Origin of the sequence: Streptacidiphilus anmyonensis, assembly GCF_000787855.1 — a bacterium.
Lineage (GTDB): Bacteria > Actinomycetota > Actinomycetes > Streptomycetales > Streptomycetaceae > Streptacidiphilus > Streptacidiphilus anmyonensis.
This window is the reverse complement of record NZ_BBPQ01000040.1, coordinates 34589-52713: the sequence shown is the minus strand read 5'-3', so window position 1 is coordinate 52713 and position 18125 is coordinate 34589. Positions and strand designations below refer to the sequence as shown.

The window sequence follows — 18125 nt, the reverse complement described above, 5'->3', positions numbered from 1 at the left end:
GAGGAGGAGGCGGAGCGCCGCCGCGTCGAGGAGGCCGCCCGCGCCGCGGCTCTCGCGGAGGCGGAACGCCTCGCGGAGCTGGAGCGCCAGCGCGCGGAGGAGCGGCGGCGAGCCGAGGAGGCGCTGCGTCGCGCCGAGGAGTCGCGCCTGGCCGAGCAGGCCCGCGCGGCCGAGGAGGCCCGCCTGGCGGCTGCCGCTGCCGCCGCCGCTGCGGCTGCGTCCGCGGCGACGGGCGGGGCGGACGCGGCACAGGCCGACAAGGTCGGGGACGCCGACGCGCAGGCCGACGCGGACCAGCACATAGTCGGCGAAGAGGCCGACTCCGACAGCGACACCGGCACCGGCTCGGCCGTTGACGAGACGGCTGTCCTTCCGCGTGTGACGGAGGACCGCGACGGCGGTCACGGTGACGGTGACGCGGACGCCGAGGACGCGACGACGGAGATGCCGCAGATCGGTCAGGGTGGCTCGGCCGTCGACGAGACGGCTGTCATCCCGCGCGTGACGGAGGACCGCGACGAGGGTCACGGTGACGGTGACGCGGACGCCGAGGACGCGACGACGGAGATGCCGCAGATCGGTCACGGCACCGCCGCCCACGACGAGACGGCTGTTCTTCCGCGCATCGTGGACGAGACCGCGGACGCGGGCTCTGACGCCGCGTCGACTCCGTCGGCGCGTCCGTCCGCTCGGCCGGGGGCTTCGCACGGAGCTTCGGGAGGGGCTTCGGACGAGACCATGGTGCTGCCGCCCATGCCGGCGGAGCCGCCCGTGGTCGGGGCGACCGCGCCCGTCGAGGAGGCCGCGCCGAAGAAGTCCCGCCTGCCGCGGTTCTCCCGCAAGGGCGGGTCGCAGGCCGCCGCTGAGCCGAAGACCGATGCCGACGACGCCGGGTCGCCCGCCGAGCAGACGGCGGTGCTGCCGGTCGTGGACCCGCGGGCGCAGCAGTCGCTGCCGCGCGCCTGGCGGGAGGCCGCGCCGCGCAGCGCTGAGAGCGTCCAGGACAAGGTGCCCGACTGGCTCTTCCGCCCCGAGCCCGGCCCGCAGGGGTCGGAGGCGCCGACGGCGCAGATCCCCGCGGTCGGGCCCTCGGGCTCGCGCACCGGCCGCTACGACTGGGCGGAGGAGACCCCGCTCGACGACCTGCCGTCGCTCACCGACCAGCTCCTCGGCACGAAGGAGGAGTGGGCGCAGTGGCACGCCGAGCACCCGAAGCAGCAGGAGCAGGAGCAGGGACCGGACAGTGCCGGCGGACCGCGCTGACGGTCCCGGTTGTCAGCGGCGGCCGTTAGGCTGCGAGGCAGTGAGGACGAAGACCGAAGACAGAGTGGGTGTGTGTCGGTCCAGTGAGCGGTGGCGGAGCGGCGGCGTGACGTGAGCGTGTGGGACGACCTGGTCGGGCAGGACCAGGTGGTGGAGCAGCTGGTCTCCGCGGCTCGGGCGGCACGTGCCGTGGTGGCGGGCGAGTGGCCCGCCACCGGAGCGACGGGTATGACGCACGCGTGGCTGTTCACCGGCCCGCCCGGCTCCGGCATGGGATCGGCCGCGCGCGCCTTCGCCGCCGCGCTGCAGTGCACCTCGCCCGACCTGGATCTGGGCGGGGTTCCAGGCTGCGGTTTCTGCGATGGTTGCCACACGGCGTTGGTGGGCAGCCACGCGGACGTCGAGACCGTGCGGACGGACGTGCTCAGCATCGGCGTCAAGGAGACGCGCGAGCTGGTGCGCAACGCCTCGATGTCACCGGCGGGCGGCCGGTGGCAGGTGATCATCCTGGAGGACTCGGACCGCCTGACCGAGGGCGCGGCCAATGTCCTGCTCAAGGCGATCGAGGAGCCTGCGCCGCGCACGGTGTGGCTGCTGTGCGCGCCGAGCGTCGAGGACGCGCTGCCGACGATCCGCTCGCGCTGCCGGTTGCTGGTGCTGCGCACGCCCCCGGTCGGCGCGGTGGCGGACGTGCTGATGCGGCGCGACGGCGTGGACCCTGAGCGCGCGGCGTTCGCGGCGCGGGCGGCGCACGGGCACATCGACCGGGCCCGGCGGCTGGCGCAGGACGAGGCGGCGCGCTCGCGCCGGGCGGAGGTGCTGCGGCTGCCGATGGTGGTCGGGGATCTCGGCAAGTGCCTGGCCGGTGCCCAGGCGCTGGTGGACGCGGCCGCGGCGGAGGCCAAGCAGGTCGCCGACGAGGTGGACGCCAAGGAGACCGAGGAGCTGCGGACAGCGCTCGGCGCGGCGGCGGGTGTCGGCGGGCGGATGCCGCGCGGCACGGCCGGCGCGATGAAGGAGCTGGAGGACCGCCAGAAGCGCCGGGCCACCCGTATCCAGCGGGACAGCCTCGATCTGGCCCTGATCGATCTGGCGGGCTTCTACCGCGACGTCCTGGCGCTGCAGTTCGGCTCGGCGACGGATCTGGCCAACGAGGACCTACGGGCGAACGTGGAGCGCGTCGCCGCGCAGTCCTCGCCCGAGACGACCCTCCGCCGCATCGAGGCGGTCCTGGCCTGCCGTGAGGCGATCGAACGGAACGTCGCCCCGCTGCTCGCGGTCGAGGCCATGGCCGTCACCCTCCGCGCGGGCTGACGCCCGGCCCGGTGCCCTGGGCCGGAGGCGCTGAGCCCGGAGCCGGAAGCGCCCCCTTGCCGCCGCTGCCACCGCTGCCACCGCTGCCGCCGTGCTCGGCCCGGCGCGGCAGCGTGTCGCGCGAGGTGTCGCGCGAGGCCGCCCCGGGCCTCAGGCGTTCCCCGCGTCCTGGCCCCGGGCCTGCCGCCACCCCGCCACCCGCCACCCCGCCTCCCCGGACCCCGACGTCGGGGCCTCTGCACGGCGTGCGGTCGGCATTCCCTCGTTCGGGTGGCAATGGAACGGGAAATGATCACGTCCGTCCCCAGGGGGGATCCGGACAGGATGACCTTGTGGTGGAGCGCAGCGCTGATCGCTGCCGGAGCGACGGTCGGTGTCGGGTTGGCGGGGAGCGCGCTCGGGGCCTGGCGGGAGGAACGGTCCGGGCGGGTGTACGAGTTGACACCCCGCTATCTGCGCGTCGCCGCACGGGCCGTGGCCGCGGCCGTCGCGCTGGTGGCGGCGACCGCCGGCGGGGTCATGGCGGCGGTCGGCGGTCCGCAGAGCGTCGGCCGTGAGGCGCGGGCGGCCGGGATGGAGCGGCCGGTGGCGGCGCTCGCCTCGGCGGCAAGCTCGTCGGCGAGCACGGGGGGCGCCTCGTCGAGCTCGGCGGCGAGCCCGTCCGGGGGCCGCACCGCGGCCGCGCACCCGGATTCGGACCAGGCGGGCAAGCCGGCTCCGGCGGCGCTCGCGCTGGTCGGCCAGCCCTCCGGCGGGCGGCTCTACCTGGGCACGCTGCCGGGCGTCCCGGGTCAGGTGCGGGTCTGGCTGCCGCCGCAGTACGCGGCCCACACGGGCGCGACCACGGCCGCCCTGCAGGCGGTCGTGGTGCGTGCGCCCGAGGGGGAGCTGGCGGAGGTGTGGGAGGGCCTGGCGGGCTCGGTGCCGGCCGGGCATGCGAACCCCTTCGTCGCCGTCGCCCCGGCCGATCCGTGCGCGCTGGCCGCGGACGACTCCGCGCTGCGCGGTGCGGTCGCCGGGCAGTTCCGGGTGGCCTCCCGCCCCCGTTCCTGGGCGGAGGTCGGCGTGGACGCCGGGTCGTCGTGCGCGGTCACGGCCGAGCTGGCCCATCCGGACGCCTACGCGGGCGCCGCGGCCCTCGGCGGCGCGCTGCCGCACCCGGTGACGGGCAGTGCCGCCGGCGGGGCGTCCCCGCTGCCGTCGGGCCTGCGCCTGCTGCTGGCGCAGGCCCACCGCGACACCGCCGGGCAGGTCGAGGCGAGCCGCCTGAGGGCCGCGCTCCAGGGAGCGCCGGACTCGGCGGTCCGCCTCTCGGCGGTGGTCCGCGACACCACGTCGGCACGGGAACGCATTCGACTGGTCAGAATGGCGGCAGACTATGTAACCGAGGAGTTCGCCGCGGCAGCGCACCGCTGACGCCCCCACCAGCAGCACCACCGCACATCCGCCGCGCGGCGTCGTCGCGGCGCGGCCCACTCTGGGGAGAGCATGAAGAGAACCCGCGTGCCCAGCGTCGTCCCGTCCGAGCGCTCCGTGTCCGGCCGATCCCCGGTGGATGCGTCCAACGGGGACGGGCCGCTCGCCGCTGCCTCGAAGGCCCGTGCTCCCAGGACCGGTGTCGTCGGAGGCCGCGCCCCCAAGGTCGTCGCGGCGCTGGTCGTCCTCGGGCTGACGGCGGTCGGCCTGGTCGGCTGCACCTCCTCCGGATCTTCCGCGGGCGCGTCGGACGGCGCCTCCGCGGCCGGTGGACCGTCCTCGACGGACACGGCGCCGAACGGCGCGGCGACCGTGCTGCAGCCGCTGCCGACGGCGGTCCCGGCCGACCTGCAGCCCTACTACGACCAGAAGCTGTCCTGGCACGGCTGCGACTCCGGGTTCCAGTGCACGACGTTCAAGGTGCCGCTCGACTACGACCACCCGGGTGCGGCCGGCGGGGGCGACCTCACGCTCTCGGTGGTGCGCAAGCCGGCGACCGGACAGGGTGTGCCGAGGATGGGCTCGCTGCTGGTCAACCCGGGCGGTCCGGGCGGTTCGGCGGTGGACTACGCCGAGTACGCGGCGATGACGTATCCGGCGGTGGTGCGGGCGGCCTACGACATCGTCGGCGTGGATCCGCGCGGCGTCGACCGCAGCGCTCCGGTGCAGTGCCTGACGGACCCCCAGATGGACGCCTACACGCAGGTGAACACCACCCCGACCACCCAGGCGGGAGTGAACGCCCTGGTGGCGGCGGACAAGGGCTTCGCGCAGGCCTGCGAGAAGCAGTCCGGCAAGCTGCTGAGCCATGTGAGCACCGTGGACTCGGCACGGGACATGGACGTGCTGCGCGCCCTCCTCGGCGACGCCAAGCTCCACTACCTGGGCAAGTCCTACGGGACCTTCCTCGGCGCGACGTACGCGGGCCTGTTCCCCTCCAAGGTGGGGACGATGGTGCTGGACGGGGCGATGAACCCGTCCCTGTCCTCGCAGCAGCTCAACGCCCAGCAGGCGGGCGGCTTCCAGGTGGCGTTCGACGCGTTCGCCGCCGACTGCGTCAAGCGCGCGGGTTGCGCGCTCGGCAACGGGACGGTCGACCAGGCGAACCAGAAGCTCGACGCGTTCTTCAAGTCCCTGGACGCCAACCCGCTGCCGACCGGTGACCCGCGGAAGCTGAACGAGGCGCTCGGCATGACCGGGGTGATCTCGGCCATGTACGACCCGTCGGAGTGGCCGGACCTGCGCCTCGCGCTCGCGGACGCGATGAACAACGGCAACGGCAAGGAGCTCCTTGCGCTCTCGGACCAGTACTACGAGCGCAACCCGAGCGGCCACTACCAGAACCTCATGTACGCGAACGCGGCCGTCAACTGCCTCGACCTGCCCGCCGCCGCGACCAGCCCGGCGCAGGTGCAGCAGCAGCTGCCCGCCTACGAGAAGTCCTCGCCGCAGTTCGGGGCGAGCCTCGCCTGGGGCGGGTTGACCTGCGCCTACTGGCCGGTCAAGGCCACGGGCGCGCCGCACGTCATCCCGGCCAAGGGCGCGGCCCCGATCCTGGTGGTGGGTACCACCCGCGATCCGGCGACCCCGTACGCGTGGGCGCAGGGTCTGGCCCAGCAGCTCGACACCGGCACGCTGCTGACCTTCGACGGCGACGGCCACACCGCGTACGCGCGCGATCCGGGCGGCAGCGCCTGCATCGACTCGGCCGTCAACGACTACCTGCTGCAGGGCAAGGTCCCGGCCAAGGGCACCGTCTGCCACTGACCCGCCGCTGAGGCGTGCGTCACGTTCGTCATGTCCTCCTGTGGAGGGTGACCGACGTGGAGGGTGGTTGCTTGTCAGGAGTGACCACCCTCCACGATCCTTTCATCGCGCTAGGGTGACCCCTGGCCACCGGTCACTTCCGATGAGAGGCGGGCGCCGTGTTCGGCGTGATCCACTACCCCACGTACGTTCTCGGCGCCCTGTTGATCGTCCTGCTGCCGGGGCCGAACTCGCTCTTCGTCCTGTCCACCGCCGCGCGCGCCGGCATAGCCACCGGCTACCGGGCGGCGGCCGGCGTGTTCCTGGGCGACACCACGCTGATCACCCTCACCTCCCTCGGCGCGGCCTCGCTGCTGCGCACCACGCCCGTGGTCTTCGACGCGGTGAAGCTGGTCGGCGCGGTCTACCTGCTGGTCATCGGCTACGGCATGCTCAAGGCCGCCCGCGATCTGTGGCGCGAGCGCCACGCCGCGCCGGGCACCGCCGCGGCGGCCGCCACCGCGCAGGAGGAGACCGCGAGCCCGCAGACCTCGCCCTTCCGGCGGGCACTGCTGATCAGCCTGCTCAACCCGAAGGCGATCCTCTTCCTGCTGTCCTTCTTCGTGCAGTTCGTGGACCCCGCCTACGCCCAGCCCGGCTTCTCCTTCGCCATCCTGGGCGGCACCGTCCAGCTGTTCAGCTTCCTGTACCTCACCACGCTGATCCTGGCGGGCCACCGCCTCGCCAGCGTCTTCCGTGCGCGCCGCCGCCTCTCCGCCGCCCTCACCACCGGCGTCGCGGCCCTCTTCATCGGCTTCGCCGCCAAGCTCGCCACCGCCTCCGCGGCGGGCTGAGGAGCCCGATCCCGGCGGTGATCATGTCGTGATCGGAAAGCGTGCAGGAGCACCCCTCCGACCTGTGTAGACTAATCCCCGTTCGCCGCCTTAGCTCAGTTGGCCAGAGCAACGCACTCGTAATGCGTAGGTCTCGGGTTCGAATCCCGAAGGCGGCTCCTTTGAGGCCCAGGTCGCAGTTATCTGCGACCTGGGCCTTCGGGTTTCATCGGCTCCGCCGCCGGAGCCTGAGGCGGGCCTTCTGTGGGGCCCGGATCCCGGTTACCGTCTCAGTTGGCGGTTCGGCGGGCACTTCGGCGCTCGCCAGGAAGACGTCACCGCTGAGGCACGGTGGCGCTCCCGGGCTTGGTCGGGGTGCGAGCCGGGCCGCCGAGCCCACGGGAGCGTGGACCGGACCTTCCCCCCAACTGCCTTGCCGCGCATCGTCGCACGCTTGACGCTCCCCAGCGGGCCCGATCAGTCGCCGCCCCGGAAGCCCGGTGTCAGTCGTACCCGGGCAGCCTTCGCGCTCCTGGGCGTTGCCGGCGTCATCGGCATGAGCTTCTGGGCGGGGGACACCGCCCATGCCTGGTTCCTCACGGTGGTGGTCGTGGTTGTCCCGGTCGTCGGGCGCATCGGCACCTACGCCCGAGCCCGGCGCCGCAGGCTCGGAGTGCCCGAGCAGCCTCGCCCCGCGGACCCCCGTCGAGACCAACGTCGCAGGAGCTGGACCGACGTCGGGATCTTCGGTCTCTTCGGCGTTCTCGCGATCCTCGGAGCCGAGCCCCGCGACCCCCTCACCACCGGCATCATCGTCGGCGTCGCCATCGCCGTCGTGGCGTTCCTGGCGCTCCCAGGCACCTGGCACCTGACCCGCCCCGAGGCGGTCTGCGCGAAGGCGGTCCTGCGAGGCCCAGGTCGCAGTCCCCTGCCACCTGGGCCTTCCGGTTACGTCGCCCGCCGGGCGGGCGATCAGACGGCGATCAGAAGAAGTCGCCGTCGTTCCCGCCGAAGCCGCCGCCGTTGAAGTCGTCGCCGCCGTACCCGCCGCCGCCGAAGTCGCGGCGCTCCTCGTACTCGCGGCCCTCTTCGAACGCCTCGTGCTCGCGGCGGTCGTCATCGCCGTCGCTCAGCATCTCGCCGATGAGCGCGCCGCCGATCAGGCCGGCGACGCCGGCGCCGACGACGGCGCCGGTGCTGTGGCCCTGGCGGGGCTGCTGCGGGTACCCGGCCTGCGGGTAGCCCTGCTGGTAGCCGCCCGGCTGGGGGTAACCGCCCTGCTGCGGGTAGCCGCCGGGGACGTATCCGCCCTGCTGCGGGTAACCGGCGGCCTGCGGCGGCGTGTAGAACGGCGGGGGCGTGGTCTCGATGCGCTGGGCGCACTGCTGGCACGTCTGCACCGGGCGCGGGACACCCCACTGCGGCTGCCAGACCACGTTGACCGAGCCGTAGCCGTGCGAGGGGTCGAAGAAGCAGGTCACCAAATACTCCCAAGGCCGAACGTTGCACGCCGGTCCGTCAGGAACCGCTAGGAACCGGCTGTGGGGGATACGTGCGAACCCCCTGCCATGGTTCCCTGCCCCGGTTCCCTGCGATGGTTCCCGGCCACGCCTCAGCGGGCGCGTGCGGCGTGGGCGCCGGACGGACGGCGGGTCAGCACGGGTTCCAGGGCGCCGGTTCGCAGCCGTGCCACCAGCGGCTGGGCCCAGCGGCCGAGCGCCTTGCTGATCAGGTACGCCACTGGCAGCGCCAGCACCGCTGCGCCCAGCACGTCGTGTGGGTAGTGCGCGCCGAGGTAGACGCGGCTGAATCCCTCCAGCACGGCGAAGGCCGTCGCGATCCAGGCCAGTTGCCGGTCCAGCAGCCACAGCGCGGCGACCGTGGCCGCCGCCGTGGTGGTGTGGCCGCTCGGGAAGGCGTAGTCGGTGCGGACCGGGCAGGCCTCGACGATGTAGGCGTGCGGGACCGAGTAGCACGGGCGGACCTCGGCGACGAGCTTCTTGGCGACCTCCGCCACGGCGAACGCGCCGACCACGGCGACGGGCGCGGCGAGCGCCAGCGTCATCGCGGCGGTGTCGCGGTGCCGGGCTCGCAGGAAGCCGATCACCATCAACACCGCGAAGACCACCAGGCCGGCGTTGGTCCACAGGTCCATCGGGGTGTTCAGCCACGTGGTGTCGCGGGCCAGACCGGTGATGGTGCGAAAGAGGCCGCCGTCGATGCCGGAGCCGTCGAAGGCCAGGTACTGGTGCATGAAGCGGGATCTCTCGTGTTCGTGGTGGAGGTGGCGCGGGCCGTGGCAGACTCGGGCTGCACGAAGTTCTACAGGACCGTAGCAGGTGAAGGGAAGATGGCCGGAAGATGAACGAGAGGCGGCAGATGGGCGCGCTGGAGGCGGAGGTCCTGGAACTGCTCCAGTCCGCCGCGCCCGAGGCGCTCACCCCGGGCCACGTGCTGGAGCGCCTCGACGGCGCGCTCGCCTACAGCACCGTGGTCACCGTGCTGACCCGGATGCACGACAAGGGCCTGCTCGGCCGCGTCAAGCAGGGCCGCGCCTTCGCCTACAGCCCGGTCGCCGACCGCCACGGCATGACCGCCCGCCGGATGCGCCAGGCCCTCGACGCCGACCCGGACCGGCACGCCGTGCTCGCCCGCTTCGTGGACGACCTCTCCCTCGGCGACGAGGAGGTCCTGCGGGGCCTGCTCGGCTCCGTGTTCCCCACGCGCCCGCCCGGCGCGGACTGAGGGGGCGGCCTTGTCACAGCTCGCAGAGCTCGTCACCCACCTCGCGGACAGCCTCGTCGCGCTGCATCTCTTCTTCTATCTGCCGCTGCTCCTGCCCGGCCTGCTGGGCTTGGCCGCGCCCCGGCTCGCCGACCGGCTCGAACCGCGCGCCGCGACCTGGCTGCTGGCCGGCGCCGCCGTCGTCCTCGCGGGCGGGAGCACGGTCGCACTGGGCGTGCTGGTCGTGGCGGGGCTCATCCGGGTGCCGCTGCTGGCCTTCCTCGGCCACTGGTCGCTCAGCTCCGTCCAGCAGGCCGATCCGGTCTCCAAGGCCGAGGCGGCGCTGGCGGCGGTGCTGCTGGCCGTCGTCGCGGTGGCCGCGCTGCGGCTGGTCCGGCGCCGGGTCCGGGCGCTGGTCGCGGCGGGTTTCGAGGCGGCGTGCCTGCCCGGCGCCGGCGAGTACGTCGTCATCGACGACCCCGCCCCGGAGGCGTACGCGCTGCCCGGACACCCCGGCCGTCCCGGTCGGATCGTCGTCTCCTCCGGGATGCTCGCCGCGCTGGACGAGGGCGAGCGCGAGGTCCTGATCGCCCACGAGCGCACCCACCTGCGCGCGCACCACTACGCCTTCGTGGCCGTCGCGCACCTGGCCGCCGCCGCCAACCCGCTGCTGCGGCCGGTCGGCACCGCCGTCGCCTACACCGTCGAGCGGTGGGCGGACGAGACCGCCGCCTCCGTCTGCGGAGACCGGCGCCGGGCCGCCCGAGCCGTCGGCAAGGCGGCGCTCGCGGCCAAGCACGCGCCCGCGCGCAACCCCGCGACGGCACTCGGCATCCGCGGCCTGCTGCGCCGCGGCGCGCTCCACGGCGCGGGCCCGGTCCCGCGCCGGGTGGCCGCGCTACTCGCCCCGGCGCCGCGGTCCCGCCGCGGCCTGCCCTGGGCGCTGCCGTGGGGCGTGCCGTGGCTCCCGGTGCTGGCCACGGGGCTGCTGCTGGCCGCCAGCGGCGTCTGCGCGTTCGCCGCCGCCCACGACATCCACCTGCTCTTCGACCCCCGCTGACGCCGTGCACCCACGGTGACGCCGCGCACCCTGGTCACGACAGGGCCGGGCCGACGCGGGAGCCCGGACCGGACCAGCCTGGCGCAGCACGGCAGCACGGCAGCACGGCAGCACGGCAGCACGGCGGGTCGGCCCGTCCCGTGCCGGGCAGGGCGACGGCGCGCCCCCGTAGGACGACGCGACGAGGCACCGTGCCGGGTGAGCCGCCCCACTGGGAGCCGGCCCGGTGAGCTGGGCTGCGGGGTCGGCCTGTGGGGTCGCCCGCCCCGTGCCGGGCAGGGCGAGGGCGCGCGCCCGTAGGACGACGCGACGAGGCGCCGTGCCGGGTGAGCCGGCCCGCTGGGAGCCGGTCTGTGGGAGCCGCCCCACTGGGAGCCGGCCAGGCGAGCTGGGCTGCGGGGCCGGCCTGTGGGGTCGCCCGCCCCGTGCCGGGCAGGGCGAGGGCGCGCGCCCGTAGGACCACGCGACGAGGCAGCCGTGCCGGGCGAGCCGGCCCCCTGGGAGCCGGTCTGTGGGAGCCGCCCGCTGGAGCCGCCCCACTGGGAGCCGGCCAGGCGCGCGGGCCTGCGGGGCCCGGCCTGTGGGGTCGGCCCGGTGGGGGACGGGCGGGCGCTACGCCGCCGTGCGGACGGCCGGTTCGCCGCTCACCGCCGCCAGGTACTCCGCGACCGCGTCGCGGTTGCGTTCCAGGCAGCGGATCCGGGCCGTCATCCGGTCGCGCTCCTCCTCGAGCGCGGCCAGCATCTCGGGGGTGGCCTCCTCGAAGAAGATGGCGCGGGTCTCCCGCAGGCACGGCAGGATCTGCTTGATGATCCGGATCGGCAGACCGGCCGCCAGCAGGCCGCGGATCTGCAGGACCCGGTCGACGAAGACCTCGTCGTAGTCCCGGTAGCCGTTGGCCTCGCGGTCGGAGAAGATCAGTCCTTGTTCCTCGTAGTAGCGCAGCAGGCGCCGAGAGGTTTCCGTGCGCCGCGACAGCTCTCCGATTCGCATGTCAAAAAGCCTCATTCGCCTCGGACTTGACATTCACACTAATGGAAGGGTTTCAAGATTCCGTCAGGGCACACACCAAGCCCCCGTCCAACGGAGGAAGATCATGGGTGAACTGACGGGCAAGGTCGCGCTGGTGACCGGCGGCAGCCGCGGCATCGGGGCCGCCATCGCGAAGCGGCTGGCCGACGCGGGTGCCGCGGTGGCGCTGACCTACGTGCAGGGTGAGGAGCAGGCCCGCGGGGTCGCCAAGGAGATCGAGGCGGCCGGCGGCAGGGCCGCGGTGATCCAGGCCGACCTGACCGAGCCGAACGCCGCGGTGGAGGCCGTGGAGCAGACGGTAAGGGAGCTGGGCGGCATCGACATCCTGGTGAACAACGCCGGCTTCCTCGCCTACGGGGCGCTCGCGGACGTGACGGCGGAGGACCTGGACCGGGCGCTCGCCGTGGACGTGCGCTCGGTGTTCCTGGCCGCCCAGGCGGCGGCCCGGCACATGGGTGACGGCGGTCGGGTCATCAGCATCGGCTCGTGCTTCAACGGGCGTGTCCCGGGGGCGAACTTCGTCGTGCAGGCGATGGCCAAGACCGCCCTGGTCGGTCTGACCAAGGGGCTGGCCCGTGAGCTCGGGCCGCGCGGGATCACCGCCACCATCGTCGACCCGGGCCCGATCGACACCGACATGAACCCGGCCGACGGCGAGGCCGGCGACTTCCAGCGGAACCTCACTGCCCTGGGACGCTTCGGCGAGGCCGAGGACATCGCCGCCGCGGTGGCCTTCCTGGCGGGCCCCGGCGGCCGGTACGTGACCGGTACCGCGCTCGCCGTGGACGGCGGCTACACCGCCTGACTCCGCTCCGCTCCCCCCGGCGGAAGCGGACCCGCGCGGGGTGCCGGTGCTGATCGCAGCCCGGCGCCCCACGCGGACCTCGGGCCCGAACGGGCGCGTCAACTCGCCTCGGCCGCACGCCTGCCGGGGAACCCGTGGGCGCGTGCGGCGAGCACGACCACCAGCACGGGGACCAGCAGGACCAGCACGATCCAGGGGAAGGGGGAGACCCCGACGGCCCCGAGGACGATGCCGCCCGCGATGCCGCCGCCCGCCATGGCGACGTTCCACAGCACGACCAGGATCGCCTGTGCGGCGTCGGCCGCCTCACCGCCGGCCTGGCCGACGGCGGTCTGGAGCAGGGTGGGCACCCCGCCCCAGCCCAGACCCCACAGCGTGGCCGCGACGTAGACCAGGGCGTGAGTGCCGGAGAAGGCGCCCAGCAGCGCGACGGCCGCGCCGACCAGCAGCGTGCTGGCGACGGTCAGCGTGCGCAGGTGCGCGGCGATGAAGGCGCCGACCACCCAGATGCTCCCGAGGCAGGCCACGCCGAAGACCAGCAGCGCCGCGTCCGTCTGGCCGCCCATGCCGATGTGCTGCAGGAAGGTGGCGACGTAGGCGTACAGGATGGTGTGCGCCAGCACGAAGACCAGCATCACGAACAGCACTGGAGCGACGCCCGGCACCAGCAGGGTCCGGCGCACCGGGATCTTGCCGCCCGCCTGCTGCCCCGGGTAGTCGGGGACGACGGTCGCGATCCAGGCCAGCAGGGCGACGGTTAGCAGCGTCATGGCGCCGAACGCCCACTGCCAGGAGGCCACCTGGCCCAGGAAGGTGCCGGCCGGGACCCCGAGGGACAGGGCGACGGGGATGCCGGCCATGGCGATGGCGATGGCCCGGCCCTCCTGCTGGGGCGCGACCATCCGGCGGGCGTACCCGGCGAGCAGGGCCCACGCCAGACCGGCGGCGACGCCGGCGACGAAGCGGGCGACAAGGGTGGCGGGGTAGTTCGTCGACAGCGCGGTGACGGTGTTGGCGACGGCGAAGCCGGCCATCGCGGTCAGCAGCAGACGTCGGCGGCGCCAGCCGGCGGTCGCCGAGGACAGCGGGATGGTGGTGAGCACCGTCCCGAGCGCGTAGATGGTCACGGTCTGCCCGGCCGCGGACTGGCTGGTGTGCAGGCTGGAGCTCATCGCGGGCAGCAGCCCGGCGGGCAGGGTCTCGGTGAGGCTGGTGATGAACACCGCGACGGCCAGGGCGAGCAGACTCCCCATGGGCAGCTTCGCGTTCGCCGTGTTCGCAGCGTTGGCCGTGTTGGCCGTGTTCGCGGCGGGAGTCCGGTCGGGGACGGGGGGTTCGGTGGTGACGATGCCGGTGGACGGCTCGGTGCTGGTCATGACGGGATGCTCAAACCTTTCCACTAGTGTGAGGGTCAAGCCCGCCGGGGCGGCGGCGGGGTGTCCAAGGAGCGTGCGGGCGGCGCGAGTTACCGCAGTCGCAGCCGGTTCAGGCCGCCGTCGACGGGCAGGATCGTGCCGGTGACGGACGAGGACGCGGGGGTGGCCAGGTAGGCGATCGCCTCGCCGACCTCCTCGGGCCGCGCCAGGCGGCCCATCGGGTGCCGCTCGTCGAGCGCGGCCCGCTCCGCCTCGGGATCGGCGGACTTGGCGAGCATCCGCGCGATCCACGGGGTGTCCACGGCGCCCGGGGCGACGGCGTTGACGCGTATGCCCTCGCGGACGTGGTCGGCGGCCATCGCCAGGGTGAGGGAGTGGACTGCTCCCTTCGAGGTGGAGTACAGAATCCGCTTCGGCAGGCCGATCAGAGCGAAGACGGAGCAGGTGTTGACGATCGCCGCGGCGGGGGACTTGCGCAGGTACGGCAGTGCGGCGCGGGTGAGGCGCACCATGCCGAGGACGTTCACGTCCAGCACCCGGTGCCACTCGTCGTCGTCGTTGTCGCAGACGTCGCCCTGCGCGGCGATCCCGGCGTTGTTGACGAGGATGTCGATGCGCCCGAAGTGCTCCGCGACCTCGGTGACGGCCCGGCGCACCGAGGCGTCGTCGGCGACGTCGCAGGCGAACCCGACGGCGGGGGCGGCGACCTGGTCGGGGTTCAGGTCCAGGGCGGCCACCTGTACGCCCCGGTCGGCGAGCGCGGCCGCCGCGGCTGCGCCGATCCCGGACGCGCCGCCGCTCACCACGGCCACGAGGGGGGCGGACGTCTCTGCTTCGCTGGTGACGGCCATGGCCGACGCCTCCTTGCGGGTGGGGAAGGGGGAGGGGGACGCTCAGCGCTCGAGGCGGCGCAGCAGCGGGTGCGGTGCGGGGCCGTCGGCGCCGACGGTGCGGCGCGTCCACCAGGCCGAGGCGAGGTTGGACGTGAGCAGGGTGCGCCGGCTGCCGTCCTGGGCCAGTGCGGCCAGGGCGGGCAGCGTGCCCATGCCGGTGCCGGTGAACAACACGACCGCGTCGTCGGCGAGTTCGACCTCGCCTAGGCGGGTCAGGAGCGTCTGCGTGGTCACCAGGTAGGGGTTGAAGCGGTCGTCCGCCGCGGTCACGCCGGGCACGCCCGGCGCCAGCACGACGCGGTCGACGGTCAGGCCGGCCTTCTCCCAGTAGGAGCGGGACAGGTCGGTGAGCCAGGCGTCGTAGGGGGAGACGAGCGTCATGCGGCCCACCCCGAGCGCTTCGCACAGGGCGAGGATCGCCCGTGAGGACGACTGCACGGGGAAGCCGAAGCGCTGTGAGAGCTCGCCGAGGAAGGCCCGGTCGCCGTCCGGGTCGAGCAGGTAGTGCGAGGCGTTGCACGCGATCACGGCGGCGTCCAGATTCATCCGGCCGAAATCGGCAAGGGTGTCAGGGAGCACCTCGTTGTACATTTCCATGGTTTCCCGGGTGAATTCCGGAGTGACCGGGAAACGCGCGCTGTACACATTGATCTCGGCGCCTATAAGGCGATTGAACTCGGGTTCCGCAATGGGGTTTTCCGGCGGAACGACGAGGCCGAGCCGGGGTAGACGGAAAATGTCCATGGCAATACCGTAGTTGGGGCACGCCGCGTGACCGGCCTGGATCCACGCTTCTTGACATTTCTTGACGACTCGTCACGCCGGGAAATGCGGAGGGCCCTTCGACCGGCTGGTCGAAGGGCCCTCCGTGCGCTCGGGTCAGGCGGCCGCGCCCCCGAACCGGACGGTGTTCGACAGGACGACGCCGTGGCTGGCCACGTCGATCACGACGTGGTCGCCGTCGGTGATCTGGAACCCGTCGTGGAAGCTGCTGAGATCCGCGCCCGTCAGCACGTAGTTGACGAGCCCGGGCCGGCGCAGCGCGGGGAAGGAGAAGAGACGGTCGACCATGTCCGAGACCCGAAACCAGAGCGCGTCGGCGCCGCAGTCGAAGCTGCCCTTCCAGGCGGGCCGGCCGTCGCGCACGATGGTGACCTCGCCGGTGGCCGCGCGCGGCGGCTCGCCGAGGAACAGGTGGGGCGAGATCCCCGTGTCGCAGAGCTTGCCGGAGGGCGTGTAGCCCGGGTCGATCCGGTGCAGGCCGATGTCGCAGAAGTCGTTGCCGAAGGTGTAGCCCGCGTAGTGGGGGTCGCCGTTCTCGTCGTTGACGAAGACCAGCACGACCTCGGCCTCCTCGATCACGATGACCGGCTCGGCGGGGGCGACCAGCGGCTGACCCGGCGTGCGCAGCCAGGAGCCGAGGCCCTTGAAGTACCACTTGGGCAGCGGCGCCTGGTCGCCGTGCTGGACGATGGCGTCCGACTTGGACTTGTGCGTGCCCAGGAAACCGCTGACCAGCGAGTGGCCGCCGTCCGTCGGCAGCAGCGGGGGCAGGGCGGTGAGCTCTGGGTCGCCTGCGGTCACGGTGACCGTCTCGGCGTCCGCGAGGAGGGCGGCGACCGCCTCCGCGCCGCCCTCCCCGCGGAGGGCGGCCCGCAGCCGGCTCTCGGCCACCCGGTGGAGGGTCTGCGGCTCGCCGGTGGCCGGGATGCCTCGGCTGACGTAGCGCTCGCCCCGGTACGTGTACTCGCTGATGGTCTCGGTCGTGACGGACATGGGTGCGGACCTCCGAAGGATGGGTCGTCGAATGGTGCACGTCGGGCAGGGGGAACCCGACGCAGCGGGGCAGGACGGTCAGAGGGCAGGAGAGTCAGGGGGCAGGAGAGTCAGAGGGCGGGAGAGTCACAGGGCAGGAGAGTCACAGGGCAGGACGTTCGGGTGCGGGGCCGTCGGGTGCGGGACGGTCAGGCGCGTCCGGCGGTCGCGGACCGGGCGGCGGGCGACCGGACCAGGTCGCCGAGGACGTCGGCGATGCGGTCCAGGGACGCCTTGATCCAGGGGAGTTCGAGCGGGGCGACGGCGGCCAGGGCCGCCGCCCGCTGGGCGTCGGTCTCGCCGTAGAGCCGACTCGTGGCCGCGCGGATCCGCAGCGAACGCGTCGACTCGCCGAAGGCGCTGCCGGGGAGCACGCCCACGCCGTGACGCTCGGCGAGCAGGGCGGCCAGGTCCGCGCCCCCGGACACCCCGTGGGCCTCGCGCAGCTGCTCGCGCAGCGGCTCGAAGTCGGGGTAGAGGTAGCTGGTGGCGCGCACCGGCGTCAGCTCGGCGCCGACGGCGGCGAAGCGGCGGGCCACGGCGCGCACCACCAGCTCGTGCAGCCGCCGGGCCCCGGCGACGTAGGCGACCACCTCGGAGGGCTCCCCGAAGGCGTAGGCGGCGGCCTCCTGGACGGGCGCGGCCGTCGTCGACCAGGTCTGACTGGCGACGGCCTCCAGCCGGTCGCGCAGGTCGCGGCCGAGACGGCCCTCGGGCAGCCGGGCGACGCCCATGCGCCAGCCGCCCAGGCCCAGGTTCTTGGTCAGCCCCGTCGTCACCACGGTGCGCTCGGGGGCGAACACGGCCGGGGAGACGGCGGGTTCGGTGTCGTCGAAGACCAGGTCGCAGTAGATCTCGTCGGACACGACGACCAGGTCCAGATCCCTCACCGCCGCGCCCAGCCGACGCAGCGTGTCCGGCTCGGCGATGGTTCCCGTGGGGTTGTCGGGCAGGGTGACGATGACGCACCGGGGGTTGCGTCCTGCGGCCCGCGCGGTGGCGACGGCCTCGCGCAGAGCGTCGGGGTCCGGTACGCCGCCCTGGCCGGGCAGCGTGGGCACGTGGATCGGACGGGCGCCGGCCAGCCGCGCCTGGGCGGCGTAGCTCACCCAACTCGGCACCGGCACCACCACGTCGCCTCCGACGGCCAGCATCAGCGCGAAGAGCAGCGGTTTGCTGCCCGGCCCGCACAGCACCAGCTCGGGGTCGGTGGGCAGACCGCGCCGCCCCCAGTACCCGGCCGCGGCGGAGCGGAGCTCCGGGCTGCCAGCCACGGGCCCGTACGCGTTGCGCCCCGCCGCCCTCGCGAGCCGCTCGCGCAGCGCGTCCAGGACGGGGAGGCCGATCTCGCCGCTGGCCAGCGAGAGCACCTGCTCCCCGGCGAGACGCCGGCGCTCCAGCGCCTCGTCGGCGGCCAGGGTCGCCGACTTGGTCACCGGCACGGCTTCGGACATGGGGACTCCAGGGGGATCGGGCCTCACCGGCCGGTAGCCGGCGGCGGAGGGACAGTGGAGGGGCGCGTCGGGGGAGCGCGTGCCTCCGGAGGGATCTGACGTCGACCGTTCGGCTGCGGGCCGCCCCGGCTCGGTGGGGGTCGGGGCTGGAACGGGGAGCGGCGGCGGCGATGGCGGTGGAGCGTTCAAGGGCGGTGGCTCCGGTGGCGGCCCGTGGGGGGTCGGGCCGCCACCGGGGGCGTGGGTGGCGCGGATGCGCCGGGAGCCCGCGCTGACAGCCCGCTCGTGCGGGGCCGCCGGCGAGGTGGTTCGCGCGTGTTGGGGCGGGCAGTCG

15 protein-coding genes, 1 tRNA gene and 1 pseudogene are annotated in these 18125 nt (G+C 74.0%); 9 read left to right on the top strand and 8 right to left on the bottom strand.

Annotated elements, in window-relative coordinates; all coding sequences use genetic code 11:
- The 6 genes and pseudogenes from TR50_RS47090 to TR50_RS27800 all read left to right on the top strand — a co-directional run.
- Nucleotides 1-1263 (top strand): annotated as a pseudogene (locus tag TR50_RS47090) (hypothetical protein); the annotation flags it as partial.
- Nucleotides 1264-1374: 111 nt separating this feature from the next.
- Complete coding sequence (locus tag TR50_RS27820; RefSeq protein WP_042427849.1) at nucleotides 1375-2577, top strand: DNA polymerase III subunit delta'; 1203 nt, start codon at nucleotides 1375-1377, stop codon at nucleotides 2575-2577.
- Between the two features lie 324 nt (nucleotides 2578-2901).
- Nucleotides 2902-3993, top strand: coding sequence for a hypothetical protein (locus TR50_RS47085; RefSeq protein ID WP_160311200.1), 1092 nt, complete (start codon nucleotides 2902-2904; stop codon nucleotides 3991-3993).
- 72 nt (nucleotides 3994-4065) lie between these two features.
- Nucleotides 4066-5820: an alpha/beta hydrolase gene (locus tag TR50_RS27810; RefSeq protein WP_084701079.1), complete on the top strand. Its 1755-nt coding sequence runs from the start codon at nucleotides 4066-4068 to the stop codon at nucleotides 5818-5820.
- A gap of 158 nt (nucleotides 5821-5978) precedes the next feature.
- Nucleotides 5979-6653, top strand: coding sequence for a leucine efflux protein LeuE (gene leuE, locus TR50_RS27805; protein WP_042427844.1), 675 nt, complete (start codon nucleotides 5979-5981; stop codon nucleotides 6651-6653).
- Nucleotides 6654-6737: 84 nt separating this feature from the next.
- Nucleotides 6738-6811, top strand: a tRNA-Thr gene (locus tag TR50_RS27800).
- An 804-nt stretch (nucleotides 6812-7615) separates the two neighbouring features.
- On the opposite strand, the gene TR50_RS27795 is transcribed toward TR50_RS27800, so the two are convergent.
- Together TR50_RS27795 and TR50_RS27790 are read right to left on the bottom strand one after the other, a co-directional pair.
- Nucleotides 7616-8113 (bottom strand): hypothetical protein, encoded by a 498-nt coding sequence (locus TR50_RS27795; protein WP_052441402.1) that lies wholly within the window; start codon nucleotides 8111-8113, stop codon nucleotides 7616-7618.
- A 131-nt stretch (nucleotides 8114-8244) separates the two neighbouring features.
- The gene (locus tag TR50_RS27790) at nucleotides 8245-8886 is read right to left on the bottom strand and encodes a phosphatase PAP2 family protein (protein WP_042427840.1); all 642 of its coding nucleotides are present in this window, start codon (nucleotides 8884-8886) and stop codon (nucleotides 8245-8247) included.
- A 107-nt stretch (nucleotides 8887-8993) separates the two neighbouring features.
- Here TR50_RS27790 and TR50_RS27785 point away from each other — a divergent pair, with 107 nt between their 5' ends.
- Both TR50_RS27785 and TR50_RS27780 read left to right on the top strand, forming a co-directional pair.
- Complete coding sequence (locus TR50_RS27785; RefSeq protein ID WP_042427838.1) at nucleotides 8994-9377, top strand: BlaI/MecI/CopY family transcriptional regulator; 384 nt, start codon at nucleotides 8994-8996, stop codon at nucleotides 9375-9377.
- A 10-nt stretch (nucleotides 9378-9387) separates the two neighbouring features.
- Nucleotides 9388-10416, top strand: a complete 1029-nt coding sequence (locus TR50_RS27780; RefSeq protein WP_052441400.1) for a M48 family metalloprotease — start codon at nucleotides 9388-9390, stop codon at nucleotides 10414-10416.
- A gap of 612 nt (nucleotides 10417-11028) precedes the next feature.
- On the opposite strand, the gene TR50_RS27775 is transcribed toward TR50_RS27780, so the two are convergent.
- Entirely contained in the window at nucleotides 11029-11409 is a 381-nt protein-coding gene (locus TR50_RS27775; protein WP_042427834.1) for a MerR family transcriptional regulator, read from the bottom strand.
- A 103-nt stretch (nucleotides 11410-11512) separates the two neighbouring features.
- On the opposite strand from TR50_RS27775, the gene TR50_RS27770 reads away from it, so the two are divergent.
- Entirely contained in the window at nucleotides 11513-12253 is a 741-nt protein-coding gene (locus TR50_RS27770; protein WP_042427831.1) for an SDR family NAD(P)-dependent oxidoreductase, read from the top strand.
- Between the two features lie 98 nt (nucleotides 12254-12351).
- Here the strand turns inward: TR50_RS27770 and TR50_RS27765 are convergent, their stop codons facing one another.
- From TR50_RS27765 to TR50_RS27745, 5 genes are all read right to left on the bottom strand, one after another.
- Nucleotides 12352-13629: an MFS transporter gene (locus TR50_RS27765; protein WP_042427829.1), complete on the bottom strand. Its 1278-nt coding sequence runs from the start codon at nucleotides 13627-13629 to the stop codon at nucleotides 12352-12354.
- Between the two features lie 89 nt (nucleotides 13630-13718).
- The gene (locus TR50_RS27760) at nucleotides 13719-14480 is read right to left on the bottom strand and encodes an SDR family NAD(P)-dependent oxidoreductase (protein WP_042427824.1); all 762 of its coding nucleotides are present in this window, start codon (nucleotides 14478-14480) and stop codon (nucleotides 13719-13721) included.
- A 42-nt stretch (nucleotides 14481-14522) separates the two neighbouring features.
- The gene (locus tag TR50_RS27755; protein ID WP_042427821.1) at nucleotides 14523-15266 is read right to left on the bottom strand and encodes a maleate cis-trans isomerase family protein; all 744 of its coding nucleotides are present in this window, start codon (nucleotides 15264-15266) and stop codon (nucleotides 14523-14525) included.
- A gap of 135 nt (nucleotides 15267-15401) precedes the next feature.
- Complete coding sequence (locus TR50_RS27750; RefSeq protein ID WP_042427818.1) at nucleotides 15402-16298, bottom strand: fumarylacetoacetate (FAA) hydrolase; 897 nt, start codon at nucleotides 16296-16298, stop codon at nucleotides 15402-15404.
- Between the two features lie 188 nt (nucleotides 16299-16486).
- Entirely contained in the window at nucleotides 16487-17791 is a 1305-nt protein-coding gene (locus TR50_RS27745) for a pyridoxal phosphate-dependent aminotransferase (RefSeq protein ID WP_042427815.1), read from the bottom strand.
- Between the last annotated feature and the right edge of the window lie 334 nt (nucleotides 17792-18125).

Coding starts and splice junctions, on each gene's coding strand:
- TR50_RS27760 (WP_042427824.1), bottom strand. CDS start 14,480: ATGGCCGTCACCAGCGAAGCAGAGACGTCCGCCCCCCTCGTGGCCGTG.
- TR50_RS47085 (WP_160311200.1), top strand. CDS start 2,902: ATGACCTTGTGGTGGAGCGCAGCGCTGATCGCTGCCGGAGCGACGGTC.
- TR50_RS27810 (WP_084701079.1), top strand. CDS start 4,066: ATGAAGAGAACCCGCGTGCCCAGCGTCGTCCCGTCCGAGCGCTCCGTG.
- TR50_RS27765 (WP_042427829.1), bottom strand. CDS start 13,629: ATGACCAGCACCGAGCCGTCCACCGGCATCGTCACCACCGAACCCCCC.
- TR50_RS27755 (WP_042427821.1), bottom strand. CDS start 15,266: ATGGACATTTTCCGTCTACCCCGGCTCGGCCTCGTCGTTCCGCCGGAA.
- TR50_RS27770 (WP_042427831.1), top strand. CDS start 11,513: ATGGGTGAACTGACGGGCAAGGTCGCGCTGGTGACCGGCGGCAGCCGC.
- TR50_RS27785 (WP_042427838.1), top strand. CDS start 8,994: ATGAACGAGAGGCGGCAGATGGGCGCGCTGGAGGCGGAGGTCCTGGAA.
- TR50_RS27790 (WP_042427840.1), bottom strand. CDS start 8,886: ATGCACCAGTACCTGGCCTTCGACGGCTCCGGCATCGACGGCGGCCTC.
- TR50_RS27745 (WP_042427815.1), bottom strand. CDS start 17,791: ATGTCCGAAGCCGTGCCGGTGACCAAGTCGGCGACCCTGGCCGCCGAC.
- TR50_RS27750 (WP_042427818.1), bottom strand. CDS start 16,298: ATGTCCGTCACGACCGAGACCATCAGCGAGTACACGTACCGGGGCGAG.
- TR50_RS27775 (WP_042427834.1), bottom strand. CDS start 11,409: ATGCGAATCGGAGAGCTGTCGCGGCGCACGGAAACCTCTCGGCGCCTG.